We start from the raw sequence: 16,265 nt of genomic DNA on the forward strand, positions 1-16,265 counted from the left end.
CTTGCTATCGCGCTGAATAAAAAGGAAAAGCTTGGCTCATCCCTTGTAGAGGGCGGCAAGGCGCGGCCCGTAGCGCTCCCGCAACTTGTGCCGGCGGATCTTGAGGCTGGGAGTCATTTCCTCATTCTCGATCGCGAAGGGCTCGTCGGCGAATTCGAAACGGCGGACTTTCTCGATCACCGACAGATGCTCGTTGACGCGGTCGACCGCCGTGCGCACGGCGCTGCGGAAATCGGAATCGTTCTGCAGCTCCGCCACATTCGCGGACTTGCCACGGGCGTCGGCCCACTGCTGCGCCCATTCCGCGTCCGGCACGATCAGGCCGACAATGTAGGGCCGCCGGTCGCCGGACACCATGGCCTGGGCGATCTCGGGCTGCAGGGTCAGCATCGATTCGACCTTCTGCGGCGAGATGTTGTCGCCCTTGTCGTTGACGATCATGTCCTTCTTGCGGTCGGTAATGCAAATGCGGCCGCGGTCATCGAAGTGGCCGATGTCGCCCGTGTGCAGCCAGGTGCCGGAACCGGTCTCGAACTTGAGCACGTTGGCGCTGGCCGCCTCGTTCTGCCAGTAGCCGGACATGACCAGTTCGCCCTGCACGAGGATTTCCCCGTCCTCGGCAATGCGCACGTCGACCCCGCGCAGCGGCGGCCCGACGGTATCGAACTTGACCCCCGCCGCAGGGCGGTTGCAGCTGATGACCGGGCCGGCCTCGGTCTGCCCGTATCCCTGCAGCAGGGTAAGGCCCATGGCGTCGAAAAACGTGCCGATTTCCGGATTGAGCGGTGCGCCACCAGAAACCATGGCCTTCATCCGCCCCCCGAATTTCGCGCGTACCTTGGGCCGCAGCGTGTGTTCCAAGGCGAATTCGAGGAACCGGTCCGTTAGCCGGCGTTCGCCCCTTTCCTTGCGCGCGGCGAGGCCCAGGGCCGCATCGAGCAGGCGCTTGGCAGTCCCGCCCTGCTTTTCGATCTGCTTGATGATCCGCGTCCGCAGAACTTCGAAAAGGCGCGGGACGACGACCATGATGGTAGGGCGCGTCTCCTCGATATTGGCGGCCAGCTTGTCGAGACCTTCCGCGTAATAGATCTGGGCGCCGAGCCCGATCGGCAGAAATTGTCCGCCAGTGTGCTCGTAGGCGTGGCTGAGCGGCAGGAACGACAGGAAGGTCTCGTCATCGGCCCAGCCGAAGTCCTCATGGATGATCCGCGCGGCTCCCGCGACGTTGGAAAGCAGCATTCCGTGATGCTGGCGCACCCCGCGCGGAGCCCCGCCGGTACCGCTGGTGTAGATGATGCAGGCGAGGTGATCGCGCTCCATGCACACCAGCCGCGCCTCGACATCGGCCCGGGCCTGCTGGGGATCGCCCGTCAGCATCTCGTCCCAGTCGTACATCGCGAAAGTGCCGCCCTGCATGGGCGCGGGGGCTTCCATAGCAATGACGTGGCGGCACATGTCGGTTTGCACGATGGCGGGCAGCAGCACCTTCGCGAGCTTCGCACTGGAAACGATGGCCGCCCGGGCCCCCGAGTTTTCGAGGATATGGACGTGATCGCGGGTTGTATTGGTGGTGTAGGTGGGCACCGTCACGCAGCCGGCCGCCATGATCGCGAGATCGGCCAGGCACCATTCCGGGCGGTTTTCCGCCACGATCAGCACGCGATCGCCCGGTTCCAGTCCGAGACGGCGCAGGGAGTCGGCCAGCAGGCAGACCCGCCTGGCGGCTTCGGCCCAGCTTATCGAAACCCATTGTCCGTCTTGCTTGGCCCAGAGCATGGGCGCGTCGCCGCGTGCCTCGGCCCGCTTCAGGAACAGCGAAACGAGATTCGGGCTATTGTCGAATTCGGCGAGGTCCATGGCGCCTGTCTGCATCCCCCTTTCTTGTTACACCCGAACGTCTAGGCGGGGGGGAAAGTTGCGGCAACCTTGGTATGGGCGCCTCCTACCCGGTGCCGACCGCCTCCGCCACCGATGCGAAACCGTCGCGGCGCATCAGCTTTTCCAGCCCCTTGCAGATCGCGCGGGCGATGCCCGGACCTTCGTAGACCATGGCGCTGTAAAGCTGGACGAGGCTGGCCCCCGCCCGGATCCGGGCCCAGGCGTCGCTGGCATCGGCGATACCGCCGACTCCCACCAGCGGTACGGCTCCGCCGGTAGCCTTGCGAAAGTCCCGCAGGCGCTGCTGGGCCAGATCGCGCAGCGGGGCGCCCGAGAGACCGCCGCTCTCGCCGGCATGGCGCGAGGCGAGGGCAGGGCGGGTAATCGTGGTGTTGGAGACGATCAGCGCGCCCAAGCCCTTCTCGATGGCGATGCGGGCGATCGCATCGATGTCGGCGGGTTCGAGATCGGGGGCGACCTTGAGGAAGACGGGGGGGCGCCGGGAATCGCCGCAGGCGGCATTGCGCGCCTCGATCACGGCGTCGAGCAGGCCGGTAAGTGCCGATTCGTCCTGCAGGGCCCGCAGCCCGGGCGTGTTGGGGCTGGAGATGTTGACGGCCAGGTAGCTCGCGAGCGGCGCCATGAACCGCGCCATCGCGGCGTAGTCGGCCACGCGGTCGGGCGAATCCTTGTTGGCGCCTATGTTTATGCCCACCACGCCCGGTCGTCCGGCCCGCGCCTGCAGGCGGGCGAGAGCGGCCTGCGCACCGCCGTTGTTGAAGCCCATGCGGTTGATCACCGCGCGGTCTTCCACCAGCCGGAACAGCCGCGGTTTGGGATTGCCCGCCTGGGGCAGCGGCGTGATCGAACCCACTTCGGCGAACCCGAATCCGAGCGCGAGCAGCGCGTCGGGCACCTCGGCGTCCTTGTCGTAGCCGGCGGCCATGCCCACCGGATTGGGAAAATCGATGCCGGCGACGCGAATCGCGAGGTCTTCTCGCGCAATGCGGGCAGGCAGGCGCGCGGCCAACCTGACCGCCTTCAGCGAAAGACCATGGGCCTTTTCGGGGTCGATTCGGAAAAGGGCGGGGCGGATGAGGGGATAGAGCACGGCGCAAGCGCATACCCACTGTCGCGACACTGCTCAATTGCTTCCTGCCTCGACAATTTTGTTTCGATGGCATCCGCAATCGGTTGCATTGTGTCTGAACGGCCACGGCTTGTCGCAATTGTACAATAAATCGCCGCAACCGCAGCATACATGGGGCATGCGACCCGAAGGGCTCGTAGCGGGATGCGCACGAGTTCCTTACTTACCTTGATGGCGGTTTCCGGTTTCGGCCGGGAACCGCCTTTTTTCTGATCGGGGCTTCTCCCATCGCGAAACGCCATTTTCGGCATCGAGTTTGGAGAAAGTGCCGGGAAACCCCATTGAAACGGCGGCGGGGCTGCACTAGGTGAAATCGGAAAGAATCAATCCGATTTAACTGCGGGTCCGGAAAACGTAGCCTTATGCGCCTGTCCAGCATGGCCGATTATGCCGTTGTCATCATGTCTGCCGCCTCGCGGCACTGTGGTGGCGCGCGCGTATCGGCGGGGCAGCTCGCAGATGAAACGGGGTTGCCGGCGCCGACCGTGCAGAAACTGGTGAGCAAGCTTTCCGCAGCCGGCCTCATGCGTTCTTCGCGCGGTGTCGGGGGCGGTCTCAAGCTTGCCCGACCGCCGGCGGCGATAACGCTGGCGGACATCGTCGAGGCAGTGGAAGGGCCGATCGCGCTCACCGCCTGCCTCGATGCACAGAAAAGCGATTGTACGCTGGAGAGTGCCTGCAACGTGCGCAGCCATTGGCCCGTCGTGAACGCGGCCTTGCGCGGCGCATTGGCGAACGTGCCGCTGACCCAGCTTGCCGAGGAAGTCGAATGACCGAAGAAACCGTTCCCGAAGTACGTGATGCCGCGGCCCGCGAGGCTGCCGCGCGTGCGGCCGAATACGAGCACGGCTGGTCCTCCGACATCGAGCAGGAATTCGGGCCCAAGGGCCTGTCCGAAGACACCGTGCGCTTCATTTCGGCCAAGAAGGAAGAGCCGGAATGGATGCTCGAGTGGCGCCTCAAGGCGTACCGCCGCTGGCTGGAAATGACCCCGCCGGACTGGGCCAAGCTTTCGGTGCCGCCGATCGACTACCAGGAAGCCTACTACTGGGCCGCGCCCAAGAAGAAGGACGGGCCCAAGAGCCTCGACGAGGTCGATCCCGAAATCCTGCGCGTCTACGAGAAGCTCGGTATTCCGCTGGAGGAGCAGAAAGTGCTCGCCGGCGTGGAAGGCGCGCGCAAGGTCGCCGTCGATGCCGTGTTCGATTCGGTTTCGGTCGCCACCACCTTCCGCAAGGAGCTGGAGCAGGCGGGCGTCATCTTCCGCTCGATCTCCGAGGCGATCCGCGAATATCCCGAGCTGGTGAAGAAGTGGCTCGGCAAGGTCGTGCCGCAGCATGACAACTACTTCGCGGCCCTGAACTGCGCGGTCTTTTCGGACGGCACCTTCGTCTACGTGCCCGAAGGCGTGCGCTGTCCGATGGAGCTTTCCACCTATTTCCGCATCAATGCCGAGAATACCGGCCAGTTCGAACGCACGCTGATCGTGGCCGAGAAGGGTTCATACGTCTCCTATCTCGAAGGCTGCACCGCACCCCAGCGCGACGAGAACCAGCTTCACGCCGCCGTGGTCGAGCTGGTCGCGATGGAAGACGCCGAGATCAAGTACTCGACGGTGCAGAACTGGTACCCCGGCAACGAGGAAGGCAAGGGCGGCATCTACAACTTCGTGACCAAGCGCGGTCTGTGTCAGGGCGCGCGCTCGAAGATTTCGTGGACGCAGGTCGAAACCGGCTCGGCCATTACCTGGAAGTATCCCAGCTGCGTGCTCAACGGCGAGGATTCGGTCGGCGAGTTCTATTCGGTCGCCGTCACCAACAATTTCCAGCAGGCCGACACCGGCACCAAGATGATCCACAATGGCAAGGGCTCGCGCTCGACGATCATCTCCAAGGGCATTTCGGCCGGCAAGTCGAACAACACCTACCGCGGCCTCGTGCGCGTGGCCTCGGGTGCGGAAAACGTGCGCAACTTCACCCAGTGCGATTCGCTGCTGCTGGGCAAGGACTGCGGCGCGCACACCGTGCCTTATATCGAAGTGAAGAACCCCAGCGCGCAGATCGAGCACGAGGCGACCACGAGCAAGATCAGCGACGACCAGCTGTTCTACGCCATGCAGCGTGGTCTCGATACCGAGGAAGCCGTGGGCCTGATCGTCAATGGCTTTGCCAAGGAAGTGCTGCAGCAATTGCCGATGGAATTTGCGGTCGAGGCGCAGAAGCTGCTCGGCATCTCGCTTGAAGGGAGTGTGGGGTGATGTCGGAACGCAAGACTCTGGGCGTGAGCAGCACGTCGGCGCCCAAGGCCGATGCCCGCGCCGTGTTCAACGTCACCGGTGCGCGGCTTGAGAAGCTCAAGGAACGCGCGCGCGACCTGCGCCGTCACCCGACCGAGGCGCAGCAGGCGCTCTGGACCGAACTGTCCGGCTCGCGGCTGGGCGGTGTCCGCTTCATGCGCCAGGCGGTAGTGGGATCGGCAATTGTCGATTTCGCCTGCCCCTCGCGCTGGATCGTCGTTTCGCTTTCGGACGCGGATTCCAACGCCGAGGTCGACGCACTGCAGGACAAGAAGCTGGCCGATGTCGGTATCCGCGTCCTGCGGTTTAGCGATGCCCAGGTGCTCACCGATATCGACCCCGTGGTGAAGGCCATCAACACCGAAGTGAACAAGCCGTTCGACAAGCGCGCCGCGCGTCGCGGCCAGACTGCCAACACGCCCGCTCCTGCATTCGAGGGGGCCGAAGGATGACCATGCTCAAGATCGACAATCTTCAGGCCAACGTGGCCGACAAGCCCATCCTCAAGGGCCTTTCGCTCGCGATCAATCCGGGCGAGATCCACGCCATCATGGGGCCGAACGGCGCGGGCAAGTCGACGCTCGGCTACACGCTCGGCGGTCGCCCCGGCTACGAGGTCACCGGCGGTTCGGTGGAGTTCGCCGGGCAGAACCTGCTCGACCTCGAACCGCACGAGCGCGCGGCTGCCGGGCTGTTCCTCGGCTTCCAGTACCCGGTCGAGATTCCCGGCGTGTCCTTCGTCCAGTTCCTGCGCGAGGCGGCCAATGCCCAGCGCAAGGGGCGCGGCGAGGAACCCTATTCGGGCGGCGAATTCCTCAAGCTGGCCAAGGAAAAGGCCGGCCTGCTCAAGATGGACATGGACATGCTCAAGCGTGCCGTGAACGTCGGCTTCTCCGGCGGCGAGAAGAAGCGCGCCGAGATGGTGCAGATGGGCATTCTCGATCCCAAGCTGGCGATCCTCGACGAGACCGATTCCGGTCTCGACATCGACGCGCTGCGCGTGGTCGGCGAAGGCATCAACTCGATCATGCGCGCGCCCGACAAGGCCGTGCTGCTGATCACCCACTACCAGCGGCTGCTCGACTACGTGAAGCCGGACTTCGTGCACGTCCTTGCGGGCGGCCGCATCGTCAAGTCGGGCGGTCCGGAACTTGCGCACCAGCTCGAGGATGAAGGCTACGAGGCGGTGGTCGCGTGAGTGAAGTAGCCGCCCTCCCGACGCGGAAGGACGAAGACTTCCGCTATTCCGATATCGACGCGCTGGGCACGCTCTGGCCTGTCGTGCGCGAGGACATCGCCGTTGCCGATGGCGCCGAGGATACGCTGCAGATCGTCCTCGACGGTTCGGACGCCGTCGCGCGCCATATTTCCATTTCGGTCGGCAAGGGCGCCACGTTCGATCTGCGCGTGCTCTCCGCCGGTCCCGTGTACGGGCGCATCGCTCTCGACGTCACGCTGGCCGAAGGCGCCGACTTCACGCTCGGGGCCGCGCAGCTCGCGACCGGAACCGAAACGCTTGAAATCGTCACTGACGTCCATCACGCGGGACCGAACGCGACCTCCGCGCAGGTCGTGCGCACGGTGCTCGCGGACCATGCCACCGGCACCTATCTCGGCCGTATTGCCGTGGCGCGCGGCGCGGACGGGACCGATGCCGAACAGTCGGTGCGGGCCATGCTGCTCGACCGCACAGCAACGGCCAATGCCCGGCCCGAACTCGAAATTTTCGCCGATGACGTCAAGGCGGCGCACGGCTGCGCGGTCGGTGAACTCGACGCCGACGGCCTGTTCTACCTGATGAGCCGCGGGCTGCCGCCGGCAGAGGCCAAGCGGCTCATGCTGCAGGCCTTCATCGCCGAAGCCTTCACCGGCGCACCGGACGAGGAAGCGCTGAGCGAAGCGGCGCTGGCGCGGCTGGGCACCCTGGTGGAGACGGGCCTGTGACCACGGCGACGCTGACCCTGAAGGACCAGTTCCCCGGTCTCGCCGGCGGCTGGCATTATCTCGATACGGCGGCGACGGCGCAGAAGCCGCAAGCGGTGATCGATGCGACGGTCAATGCGCTGGGCCGCGACTATGCGACGGTGCATCGCGGCGTCTATGCGCGCTCGGCCGACATGACGCTGGCTTTCGAGGCGGCGCGGCGGCGCACCGCGGCCTTCGTCAATGGCGCCGAGGACGAGATCGTTTTCACCCGCGGCGCGACCGAGGCGATCAACCTAGTGGCGCAGACCTGGGGTGTCGAAAACCTCGAGGCGGGCGACCGCGTGCTGCTCTCGACGCTTGAGCACCATTCGAACATCGTGCCCTGGCAGATGCTGGGCGAGCGGACCGGCGTGGAAATCGACGTCTGCCCGCTGACCGCCGACGGCCGGATCGATCTCGATGCCGCCGAGCGCATGCTGACCCCGGCGCACAAGCTGGTTGCACTTGCGCATGTGTCCAATGTGCTCGGCTCGGTGCTCGACGTGCGCCGCGCGGCGGATCTCGCCCATGGGGTGAGCGCAAGGTTGCTGGTCGACGGCTGCCAGGCCGCGCCGCGCATCGCGCTCGACGTTCAGGCCATGGACTGCGACTTCTACGTCTTTTCCGCGCACAAGCTCTATGGCCCGACGGGTGTCGGCGTGCTGTGGGCGCGCAAGGACATCCTCGATGCCATGCCGCCCTGGCACGGTGGCGGCGCGATGATCGACCGCGTGACTTTCGAGAAGACGACATACGCCCCGGCGCCGCAGCGCTTCGAGGCGGGCACGCCGATGATCGTCGAAGTGCTCGGCATGGCCAGGGCGATGGACTGGCTAACCGACGTCGGGCTTGACCGCGCCGAGCGGCACGAGCGCGAGCTCGCCGCAAAGCTGCGCGAGGAACTGGGCAAGCGCAACGACGTGACCCTGTTCGGGCCCGCGGACTCGGTCGGAATCGTCAGTTTCGCGCTCGACGGGGTTCACCCGCACGATCTCGGCACCATATTGGACGAAGAGGGTGTGGCGATCCGGGCAGGACACCACTGCGCGCAACCGCTGATGGACCATCTAGGCGTCCCGGCGACCGCAAGGGCCAGTTTCGGCCTCTACAACGATGACAGCGATATCGAGGCGCTCCTGAAAGGGATCGAGCGCACCAGGAGAATCTTCGGATGAGCGACGAACACCGCAAGTTCCAGGTCGAGGAAGTCGAAGCGGCCAGCCAGCCGCCGCGGGCGCGCGTGCAGGACGCGGAGAGCGCGCCGGACAAGCTCGAGCGAAAGCGCGACTACCTGGAAGGCTTCCTCTCGGAGAAACCGCAGGGCGACAATCCGGGCGAACCGGGCGGCGCGGTCTACGATGCCGTGATCGCTGCGCTCAAGGAGATCTTCGACCCGGAAATCCCGGTGAACATCTACGATCTCGGCCTGATCTACGGCGTCGAGGTTTCGCCCGAATCCTCGGTTTCGGTCATCATGACGCTGACCACGCCGCATTGTCCGGTCGCCGAATCGATGCCGGGTGAAGTCGAGTTGCGCGTGGCCGCGGTGCCGGGCGTGCGCGATTGCGAGGTGAATCTCGTCTGGGATCCGCCGTGGGACATGGCCAAGATGTCCGACGAGGCGAAGCTGGAACTGGGAATGCTATGAGCGATACGCTGGCCCCCGATACGAAGACGGAGGCTGCACCGGCCGATGTGACGGTGCGGCTGGCGGACTATGGCTACGAACCCGATGCTCGGGCGGTCGTCACGCTGCTCGATGCCTATGCCCGCGATCCGATGGGCGGCGGCGAGCCGCTCGACGATTCGGTGCGCAAGCGGCTGGTGGCAGCGCTCAATGCCTTCCCCGGCGCCTTTTCGCTGCTCGCGTTCGACGGTGCCGAGGGGGACGAACCCGTAGGCCTCGCCAATTGCTTCACCGGCTTTTCTACGTTCGCGGCCCGGCCGCTGATCAACATTCACGATCTTGCGGTCCTGCCCGGCCTGCGCGGGCGCGGAATCGGCCGTGCGCTGATGCAGGCGGTCGAGGACGAGGCCCGCGCACGCGGGGCCTGCAAGGTCACGCTCGAAGTGCTGGGCGGCAACGAACGGGCAAAGGCGCTCTACGCCGCGCTCGGCTATGCAAATTACGCGCTCGACCCCGAAGCGGGGACCGCGCAGTTCTGGGAAAAGAAGCTATGACCACGACAACCAAGCCCGTCCGGGCCCATCCGGCTGCCGTCGTTCTCACCCCGGCCGCCGAAGCGCGTATCGCCAAGCTGATGAGCCAGGCGCCCGAAGGCGCGATCGGCGTCAAGCTCTCGACCCCGCGCCGGGGCTGCTCGGGCCTTGCCTACTCGGTCGACTACGTCACCGAGGAAGAAAAGTTCGACGAGAAGATCGAGACGCCGGGCGGCACCTTCTACATCGACAGTGCCTCGGTGCTCTACCTGATCGGCAGCACGATGGACTGGCAGGAAGACGACTTCACCGCCGGCTTCGTGTTCGACAATCCCAACGCCAAGGGCGCTTGCGGCTGCGGCGAGAGCTTTACGGTCTGATAGAGGCGGATGGCGTCCGCCCCCTGCGCGAAGTTCAGTTCGCGTCTTCCAGAACCAGGTCGGCTTCGCGCGAGGCGGGGATCTGCACGATTGCCGGGGGCGTCTGGCCGCCATTGGGGCTCAGGCGGCCCTCGAGGCGCGCGCCCTGCTCGATGGTGAGCGAATCGTACGCGACATCGCCTTCGATGCGGGCCGTCTTCAGGATCACCACGTCGCGCGCGGCGATCGTGCCACGCACGAGCCCGGCCACGCGGACCGTTTCGGAGCGGATGGCGCCGGTAATCTCGCTGCCCTCGCCCTGAACCAGGGAATTGCAGGTGATGTCGCCTTCGACGCGGCCGTCGACATGAAGGTCGGCACTGGCCTCGATGTTTCCGGTGATGGCCGTGTCGCTGCCGAGCATCGAGAAAGTGGGAGTGCCGGCAGAACGGGCGCTGGGGGTGGTCCGGGCCATAGAATTAGCTGTCTTTTTGCTGAACATTGCGAGCGGCCTCGAGGAAGGGGCGCGGATTGACGGGACGGCCGTGGACGCGGACTTCGAAGTGCAGGTGCGGGCCGGTGGAACGGCCGGTGCTGCCCATCGCGCCGATCACGGTGCCGGCGGCGACCTTCTCGCCTACGTGGGCCTTGAAGCCGGAAAGGTGCGCATAGCGGGTCATCAGGCCGTTGCCGTGGCTGATCTCGATGCAGTTGCCGTAGCCATGACGGCGGCCGACAAAGCTGACCTTGCCCTTGGCGGCGGCGTAGATCGGCGAACCGCGCGGGCCGGGGAAGTCGAGACCGGCGTGGAAGGCCGCAGCGTGGGTGAACGGGTCGGAGCGATAGCCGTAGCTCGAGGACACGTAGGCGACATGCGCCGGGCTCACCTGCGGGATCGAGGCGAGGCCGTTTTCCAGCGCGTCCATGCGGGCAAGGCTGGCACCCATGCGCTGGAAGCGCGGGTCGAGGCTGCCGTCGGCCGAAGTGGCGAGGCGCATCAGCGGACCACCTTCGCCGCCCTTGGCGTTGGCGATCATCGCATTGGGATTGAGGCCGAGCTTGCGGATCGCGCTGCTGGCCGCGTCGGAGCGGCGATCCGCGTAGCGGGTCATGCGCTCGACGAAAGCGAGCTGATCGGCTTCGATCCGGGCGAGACCGCGCGCTTCGGGCACGGTGGCGCTGACCTTCTTGACCATCGCGGCGGCTTCGCCGGCGCTGTCCGAGACGGTTTCGCCTGTCTTCGCGTCATTGGGCAGGTCGCCGATATGCGCTTCCACCATCTGCTCGATGAAGTGCTGGCGACGGCGCAGGTCCTCGGTGGTTTCGCGGATGTTGTCGCGATAGGCCGCAACGCGGTTTTCCGACTTGACGACGGCCGCCTCGCGATGGAGCAGCGAGGCCTGTTCGGCCTCCGCACTTGCCTGGGCGAGCGCCGCGGCGCCGATCGTGCCCAGCCAGACGCCCAGCAGAGATGCCGTCGCTCCGGCGGCCACCATCTGCAGCCTGGAAGAAATTCTGATAAAACGGACCTGTCCTTGCGAGCGCATAATGAACTCGCGATCCGGAAAGGCGGCCCGCAGGCGCGACAAGAGCGCCCCGGCTGATGTGATGTTCAAAACGACCCCGCTTCGATTTTGCAATCTCAGTCCCGAAATGGGTGGCTAGCAGGGGAGGGGGGGCAAGGCGAATCGGCTCACCGTAAACCATTGCAGAAACAGGGTGAGTTGAAAGTTCGATGCGGTGAGTTGAGGGAACTCCACAGGTTTGGCCGGCGAGTCGAAGTCGAATCGTGTCAATCCGCAAAGGGAAAAAAGGTGGTAGACCGTCCCGTTTCGGGACGGGCCACGGCATTCCAGCGGCAGCGCCCGGCGTACCCGGAATCGATGACAAATTGCGACTTCGGTGCTAGGCGGCGAGCCATGAACGTGCAGACGACCAGTGTAGTGGACCAGGCCGAGAGGTCCTCCATCGAATCGCCCGAGGCCCTCGTGGCGGGCATGGCCCGCGAAGGGCGCGCGGCGCAGCGGGTGCTCGCGCGCCTCAGCGACGACCAGAAAGCCGAAGCCCTGCGCGCGGCCGCGCAGGCGCTGCGCGATGCGCAGCCGGCCATCCTCGAAGCCAATGCCCGCGACGTTGCCGCCGGCGAGGAAAAGGGGCTCACGGGCGCCATGCTCGATCGCCTGCGGCTCGATCCCGCGCGGCTTGCCGGGATCGCCGATGCCGTCGAACAGGTCGCGGCGCTCCCCGATCCCGTGGGCGAAGTGATCGATGCGAGCGAGCGGCCCAACGGCCTGAAGCTTAGCCGCGTGCGCATCCCGATCGGCCTGATCGGCATCATCTACGAGAGCCGGCCCAATGTGACGGCCGATGCCGCGGCCTTGTGCCTGCGTTCGGGCAACGCGGTGCTGCTGCGTGGCGGCAGCGAAGCGCTGCATTCCAACCGCGCGATCCAGGCGGCATTCGCCAGCGGGCTAGAAAGCGTGGGCATTCCCGCCGCGGCGATCCAGCTCGTCCCCACCCAGGACCGCGCCGTCGTCGGCGCCATGCTCACTGCGGCCGGTCTCATCGACATGATCGTCCCGCGTGGCGGCAAGAGCCTCGTCGCGCGCGTGCAGGCCGATGCCCGTGTGCCGGTGCTCGCCCATCTCGACGGCATTTGCCATACCTACATCCATTCCGCCGCGGATCCCGAAATGGCCAGGCAGGTCGCGCTCAACGCCAAGATGCGCCGCACAGGCATCTGCGGGGCGATGGAAACGCTGCTGCTCGACACGCAGTTTCCCGCTTCGCGCGCTGTCGTCACCGCGCTGCTCGAGGCCGGCTGCGAGCTGCGCGGGGATGCGCGGGCGCGGGCCCTCGATACCCGCATCCTGCCGGCCAGCGACGAGGACTGGGATACCGAATACCTCGATGCCGTGCTGTCCGTCGCCGTCGTCGACGGGCTCGATGCCGCGCTCGATCACATTGCCGCGCATTCCTCGCACCACACCGATGCCATCGTCACCGGAGACGACGCGGCGGCGGCGCGCTTCCTCAACGAAGTCGACAGCGCGATCGTCATGGTCAACGCCTCGAGCCAGTTCGCCGACGGCGGCGAATTCGGCCTGGGGGCCGAGATCGGCATTGCCACCGGCCGTCTCCACGCTCGCGGTCCGGTCGCCCTCGAAGGGCTGACCACCTACAAGTGGCAGGTGCGCGGCAGCGGCCAGACCCGGCCCTGAACACCATGGGATCGCAGCGGCGCTGCGGCCCGGCGGTCGGGCTGCTCGGCGGCAGTTTCAATCCCGCGCACGGCGGACACCGGCGCATTTCGCTCTTCGCCATGGAGGCGCTCGCGCTCGGCGAGGTGTGGTGGCTGGTGTCGCCGGGAAATCCGCTCAAGCCTACCGCAGGCATGGCCCCGCTGCCAGTGCGGATGGCCTCTGCGCGCAGGCAGGCGCGGCGCGCGCGTATCCGCGTGACCGCGATCGAGCGCGAGCTCGGCACGCGTTATACCGTCGACACCCTGCGCGCATTGCTGCGGCGTTATCCCCGGCGCCGTTTCGTCTGGCTGATGGGGGCAGACAACCTGGCCCAATTCCACAAGTGGAAGGATTGGCGCGCCATCGCGAAGCTGATGCCGATTGCGGTCATCGCCCGACCGGGGTATGATGCCGCTGCCCTCGCGAGCCCCGCGATGGCCTGGTTGAGGCAGTTCCGGCGGCCTGTTTCCAGTCTTCGTGGTCCGGAAAGGTGGAGCGCACCTGCGCTTGTGACATTGCGATTCGACCCCGATACGCGGTCGGCAACGGCGATACGCCAAACCGATCCGGACTGGGCCCGGACATCCGGGACGCGGCCAGCGCGTACCCTATCCCTCCGGGATGCTGTCACCCACCGCCTTGTCCCGGGAACGGCAGCGTGAACGGCCTTCCGGCCCTTTTCCCGTGCACCCGGCTTTTCCAGCATACGATTGAACGCGGCAAGATGATCCCCATCTTGTCAGTACAATCCTGAAAGGAGCAGAACCTAACTAGATGCCACAGGCACAGATACAGCCGGCCTCTACCGGCACCTCGCCCCCGGCGATGGTCGAAAGCGACGATCCGCTATTGACCCTTGTCCTGCAGTCTCTCGACGACGATCAGGCTCAGGACCTCGTGACCATCGACCTGGAAGGCAAATCCAGCATTGCGGATTTCATGGTGATCGCCTCGGGCCGTTCGACCCGGCAGGTTGCCGCCATGGCACAGAAACTCGGCGAACGCCTCAAGAAGGCCGGCTTCGGCAATCCCCGCGTGGAGGGGCTTCCGGCGGCCGACTGGGTACTCGTCGATGCGGGCGGCGTGATCGTCCACCTCTTCCGTCCGGAAGTGCGCAGCTTCTACAACCTGGAAAGGATGTGGGGCTTCGACGGACCGTCCGGCGCGGCCTGATCGCCGCGTCCGACCGCTAGGATCAGCCCGGCGCACGAGCGACCGGGCAAACGCGAGAGGAAAGCCGCGCGACAAGCGCCAGGGCGTGTCGCGCGTCTCCAAATGCTGTTGCACATCATCGCCCGCGGAAAGATAGCCCGCTCGCCCGAAGCCGAGCTGCTGGAGCGGTATGCCCGGCGGATTACTTGGCCGTTCAAGCACAGCGAATTGCCGGACACCGGCGGCAAGGTCCCGCCTCCGGCCCAGACTCCCTGTCGCGAAGTGCTCCTCGACGAGCGCGGCAAGGCCATGACCAGCGAGGAGTTCGCGGCGCTGCTCGGCCGCTGGCGCGACGAGGGCGTGCGCGAGTGCCGCTTCCTGATCGGCGCCGCCGATGGCCATGGCGACGAAGCCCGCGCCAGGGCCGACCACCTGCTGAGCTTCGGCAAGATGACCTGGCCTCACCTCATGGCCCGCGCGATGCTGGCCGAACAACTGTGGCGAGCGACGGCCATCCTCGCGGGGCATCCCTATCACCGGTCGGGATAGGGTGTCCGCATCGTTCACTATCAACCTCGTCCCGGCGAAGACTGGGACCGGCATAGCCAACATCGGACGGTGCGCGATGCCGCCTGCGTTCGCTGCCGGCGCTGGGATGACGGCGTTACGCGACGACACTTCCCTCTTCCCGCGCGACTCGCGTCCCTCTAGGTAGGGCGCTGTGAAGCCAGCCTTGCGCCTTGCCCTCATCGTCGCCGCCAGTGCCTGCGCCGTCGTCGCCACACAGGCGCTGACGCAGCAGGGCGCGCTGGCGGTGCTCGATCCGACGGCCGATGCCACCAAGGCGCAGGAAGACATGCTGGCGGCCCGGCGCGAGGGCGAGGCGGCGCGCAAGCGGGCCGAAAAGCTCGAAGCGCGGGCGCGGCAGGTGACCGAAAAGGCGGAAAAGACGGCGCGCGAGGCCGCTGCGGTGGCAGCGCGCATTCAGGAAACCGAAGCGGCGCTCGCGGCGCAACAGGCTAAGCTCGATATCATCTCTTCGCAGCAAGCGGACCTGCGGGCCCGGCTGGCGACCAAGCAGGAGCCGCTGGCGCGGCTGACGGGCTCGTTGCAGCGGCTCTCGCGCCGACCACCCTTGCTGGCCTTGCTGCGCCCCGGATCGGTGCGCGATGCAGTCTACATGCGCGCCCTGCTCGATACCGTGCTGCCCGAGGTACAGTCGCGCACCGCCGACCTGCGTGTCGCGATCGAGCGTGGACGGGCCCTGGAAAGGAGCGCGCAGGCCGCCGAGGCGGAGCTCACGAAGACCGAAGCCGAGATGCGCGAGCGGCGCCAGCGGCTCGCAGCCATCGAATCAAGTCAGCGGCTCGCCAGCCGCAAGGCCAGCGGCGTTGCCGCACGCGAAAGCGAGCGCGCCCTGGCTCTGGCGGAAAAAGCGCGCGACCTGGGCGATCTGGTCGAGGAAATGGGCAAGCAGGGGGAATTGCGCGAACGGCTTGCGGCCCTGCCCGGCCCGATCATGCGTCCCCCGCGGCCCGAGGAAGCGGAAGTGGTCGCGGCCTCGCAGTTCACGCCCCCGCCCCAGGGCCTGCCCAGCTACATGCTGCCCGTCACCGGCCGCGTCGTGACCGGCTTCGGCGAGGATGCCCCCGGACAGGCGCGCTCCTCCGGGCTGGTGCTAGCCACGCGCGCCAATGCCCAGGTGGTTTCGCCTGCGCCGGGCCGCGTCGCCTTTGCCGGGCCCTATCGTGGGTTCGACCGTATCGTCATCATCGAGCACGACGGCGGCTGGACCTCGCTGGTAACCGGGCTGGCCCGCCTCGACGTGGCGGTCGGCGAGAATGTCGTTGCCGGCTCGCCGATCGGCATGACCGGCCCGGGCCGCCCGCAGGTGATGGTCGAACTGCGCCGCGACGGGAATCCCGTTAATCCCCTGCAATATATCCGTTCGCTATAATGCACATTGCCGCTCGTCCGGCCCCACTGGCGTTTGCCGCCAAGGGCCGGTAGGATCGGCTTCGAAAACCCGCCCGGCCCGGTGCCGGAAGTGAAGTACGAGAGGC

At 66.4% G+C, this 16,265-nt stretch carries 18 protein-coding genes; 14 read left to right on the forward strand and 4 right to left on the reverse strand.

What is annotated here, in order from left to right:
- Positions 1-36: 36 nt before the first annotated feature.
- Both LK12_RS21480 and LK12_RS21485 read right to left on the reverse strand, forming a co-directional pair.
- Positions 37-1,857: an AMP-dependent synthetase/ligase gene (locus LK12_RS21480; RefSeq protein WP_039289715.1), complete on the reverse strand. Its 1,821-nt coding sequence runs from the start codon at positions 1,855-1,857 to the stop codon at positions 37-39.
- Positions 1,858-1,942: 85 nt separating this feature from the next.
- On the reverse strand, positions 1,943-2,989 hold the full coding sequence (locus LK12_RS21485) for a quinone-dependent dihydroorotate dehydrogenase (RefSeq protein ID WP_039288794.1): 1,047 nt from the start codon (positions 2,987-2,989) through the stop codon (positions 1,943-1,945).
- Positions 2,990-3,390: 401 nt separating this feature from the next.
- Between LK12_RS21485 and LK12_RS21490 the strand changes: the two genes are divergently transcribed.
- From LK12_RS21490 to LK12_RS21530, 9 genes are read left to right on the forward strand one after another with little or no spacing between them, the layout of a single operon-like run.
- Positions 3,391-3,801, forward strand: coding sequence for an SUF system Fe-S cluster assembly regulator (locus tag LK12_RS21490; protein WP_039288797.1), 411 nt, complete (start codon positions 3,391-3,393; stop codon positions 3,799-3,801).
- A complete protein-coding gene (gene sufB, locus LK12_RS21495; protein WP_039288799.1) occupies positions 3,798-5,285 on the forward strand; it encodes a Fe-S cluster assembly protein SufB in 1,488 nt (495 codons plus the stop codon). The genes LK12_RS21490 and sufB overlap by 4 nt, the downstream gene beginning before the upstream one ends.
- Positions 5,285-5,776 (forward strand): endonuclease domain-containing protein, encoded by a 492-nt coding sequence (locus LK12_RS21500; RefSeq protein ID WP_039288802.1) that lies wholly within the window; start codon positions 5,285-5,287, stop codon positions 5,774-5,776. The genes sufB and LK12_RS21500 overlap by 1 nt, the downstream gene beginning before the upstream one ends.
- Before the next feature lie 2 nt (positions 5,777-5,778).
- Entirely contained in the window at positions 5,779-6,522 is a 744-nt protein-coding gene (gene sufC / locus LK12_RS21505; RefSeq protein ID WP_039288803.1) for a Fe-S cluster assembly ATPase SufC, read from the forward strand.
- Complete coding sequence (locus LK12_RS21510; RefSeq protein ID WP_039288806.1) at positions 6,519-7,268, forward strand: SufD family Fe-S cluster assembly protein; 750 nt, start codon at positions 6,519-6,521, stop codon at positions 7,266-7,268. Before sufC ends, LK12_RS21510 begins: the two co-directional genes overlap by 4 nt.
- Complete coding sequence (locus tag LK12_RS21515; RefSeq protein ID WP_039288808.1) at positions 7,265-8,464, forward strand: aminotransferase class V-fold PLP-dependent enzyme; 1,200 nt, start codon at positions 7,265-7,267, stop codon at positions 8,462-8,464. The genes LK12_RS21510 and LK12_RS21515 overlap by 4 nt, the downstream gene beginning before the upstream one ends.
- Positions 8,461-8,937, forward strand: a complete 477-nt coding sequence (locus tag LK12_RS21520; RefSeq protein WP_039288811.1) for an SUF system Fe-S cluster assembly protein — start codon at positions 8,461-8,463, stop codon at positions 8,935-8,937. Before LK12_RS21515 ends, LK12_RS21520 begins: the two co-directional genes overlap by 4 nt.
- The gene (locus LK12_RS21525) at positions 8,934-9,470 is read left to right on the forward strand and encodes a GNAT family N-acetyltransferase (protein WP_039288814.1); all 537 of its coding nucleotides are present in this window, start codon (positions 8,934-8,936) and stop codon (positions 9,468-9,470) included. The genes LK12_RS21520 and LK12_RS21525 overlap by 4 nt, the downstream gene beginning before the upstream one ends.
- Entirely contained in the window at positions 9,467-9,829 is a 363-nt protein-coding gene (locus LK12_RS21530) for a HesB/IscA family protein (protein ID WP_039288816.1), read from the forward strand. The genes LK12_RS21525 and LK12_RS21530 overlap by 4 nt, the downstream gene beginning before the upstream one ends.
- Before the next feature lie 34 nt (positions 9,830-9,863).
- Here the strand turns inward: LK12_RS21530 and LK12_RS21535 are convergent, their stop codons facing one another.
- Positions 9,864-10,283, reverse strand: coding sequence for a bactofilin family protein (locus tag LK12_RS21535; protein WP_039288819.1), 420 nt, complete (start codon positions 10,281-10,283; stop codon positions 9,864-9,866).
- 4 nt (positions 10,284-10,287) lie between these two features.
- Complete coding sequence (locus LK12_RS21540; protein WP_156135579.1) at positions 10,288-11,424, reverse strand: M23 family metallopeptidase; 1,137 nt, start codon at positions 11,422-11,424, stop codon at positions 10,288-10,290.
- A gap of 303 nt (positions 11,425-11,727) precedes the next feature.
- On the opposite strand from LK12_RS21540, the gene LK12_RS21545 reads away from it, so the two are divergent.
- The 5 genes from LK12_RS21545 (at position 11,728) to LK12_RS21565 (ending at position 16,159) form a co-directional block, all read left to right on the forward strand.
- Complete coding sequence (locus tag LK12_RS21545; protein WP_039288821.1) at positions 11,728-13,029, forward strand: glutamate-5-semialdehyde dehydrogenase; 1,302 nt, start codon at positions 11,728-11,730, stop codon at positions 13,027-13,029.
- A 5-nt stretch (positions 13,030-13,034) separates the two neighbouring features.
- Positions 13,035-13,712, forward strand: a complete 678-nt coding sequence (locus tag LK12_RS21550; RefSeq protein WP_039288824.1) for a nicotinate-nucleotide adenylyltransferase — start codon at positions 13,035-13,037, stop codon at positions 13,710-13,712.
- 163 nt (positions 13,713-13,875) lie between these two features.
- Positions 13,876-14,223, forward strand: coding sequence for a ribosome silencing factor (gene rsfS / locus LK12_RS21555; RefSeq protein WP_039289720.1), 348 nt, complete (start codon positions 13,876-13,878; stop codon positions 14,221-14,223).
- Positions 14,224-14,325: 102 nt separating this feature from the next.
- On the forward strand, positions 14,326-14,751 hold the full coding sequence (locus tag LK12_RS21560) for a 23S rRNA (pseudouridine(1915)-N(3))-methyltransferase RlmH (protein ID WP_039288827.1): 426 nt from the start codon (positions 14,326-14,328) through the stop codon (positions 14,749-14,751).
- A 172-nt stretch (positions 14,752-14,923) separates the two neighbouring features.
- Positions 14,924-16,159, forward strand: a complete 1,236-nt coding sequence (locus LK12_RS21565) for a murein hydrolase activator EnvC family protein (protein WP_039288830.1) — start codon at positions 14,924-14,926, stop codon at positions 16,157-16,159.
- The last annotated feature ends 106 nt before the right edge of the window (positions 16,160-16,265 follow it).

This window comes from Novosphingobium malaysiense, from assembly GCF_000802225.1.
Classification (GTDB): Bacteria; Pseudomonadota; Alphaproteobacteria; order Sphingomonadales; family Sphingomonadaceae; genus Novosphingobium; species Novosphingobium malaysiense.

What these genes read in the sequence shown, in the direction of transcription:
- sufC (WP_039288803.1), top strand. Translation starts at nt 5,779, where the DNA reads ATGCTCAAGATCGACAATCTTCAGGCCAACGTGGCCGACAAGCCCATC.
- LK12_RS21480 (WP_039289715.1), bottom strand. Translation starts at nt 1,857, where the DNA reads ATGGACCTCGCCGAATTCGACAATAGCCCGAATCTCGTTTCGCTGTTC.
- LK12_RS21560 (WP_039288827.1), top strand. Translation starts at nt 14,326, where the DNA reads ATGCTGTTGCACATCATCGCCCGCGGAAAGATAGCCCGCTCGCCCGAA.
- LK12_RS21545 (WP_039288821.1), top strand. Translation starts at nt 11,728, where the DNA reads ATGAACGTGCAGACGACCAGTGTAGTGGACCAGGCCGAGAGGTCCTCC.
- LK12_RS21535 (WP_039288819.1), bottom strand. Translation starts at nt 10,283, where the DNA reads ATGGCCCGGACCACCCCCAGCGCCCGTTCTGCCGGCACTCCCACTTTC.
- LK12_RS21525 (WP_039288814.1), top strand. Translation starts at nt 8,934, where the DNA reads ATGAGCGATACGCTGGCCCCCGATACGAAGACGGAGGCTGCACCGGCC.
- LK12_RS21500 (WP_039288802.1), top strand. Translation starts at nt 5,285, where the DNA reads ATGTCGGAACGCAAGACTCTGGGCGTGAGCAGCACGTCGGCGCCCAAG.
- LK12_RS21550 (WP_039288824.1), top strand. Translation starts at nt 13,035, where the DNA reads ATGGGATCGCAGCGGCGCTGCGGCCCGGCGGTCGGGCTGCTCGGCGGC.
- sufB (WP_039288799.1), top strand. Translation starts at nt 3,798, where the DNA reads ATGACCGAAGAAACCGTTCCCGAAGTACGTGATGCCGCGGCCCGCGAG.
- rsfS (WP_039289720.1), top strand. Translation starts at nt 13,876, where the DNA reads ATGGTCGAAAGCGACGATCCGCTATTGACCCTTGTCCTGCAGTCTCTC.
- LK12_RS21490 (WP_039288797.1), top strand. Translation starts at nt 3,391, where the DNA reads ATGCGCCTGTCCAGCATGGCCGATTATGCCGTTGTCATCATGTCTGCC.
- LK12_RS21520 (WP_039288811.1), top strand. Translation starts at nt 8,461, where the DNA reads ATGAGCGACGAACACCGCAAGTTCCAGGTCGAGGAAGTCGAAGCGGCC.
- LK12_RS21530 (WP_039288816.1), top strand. Translation starts at nt 9,467, where the DNA reads ATGACCACGACAACCAAGCCCGTCCGGGCCCATCCGGCTGCCGTCGTT.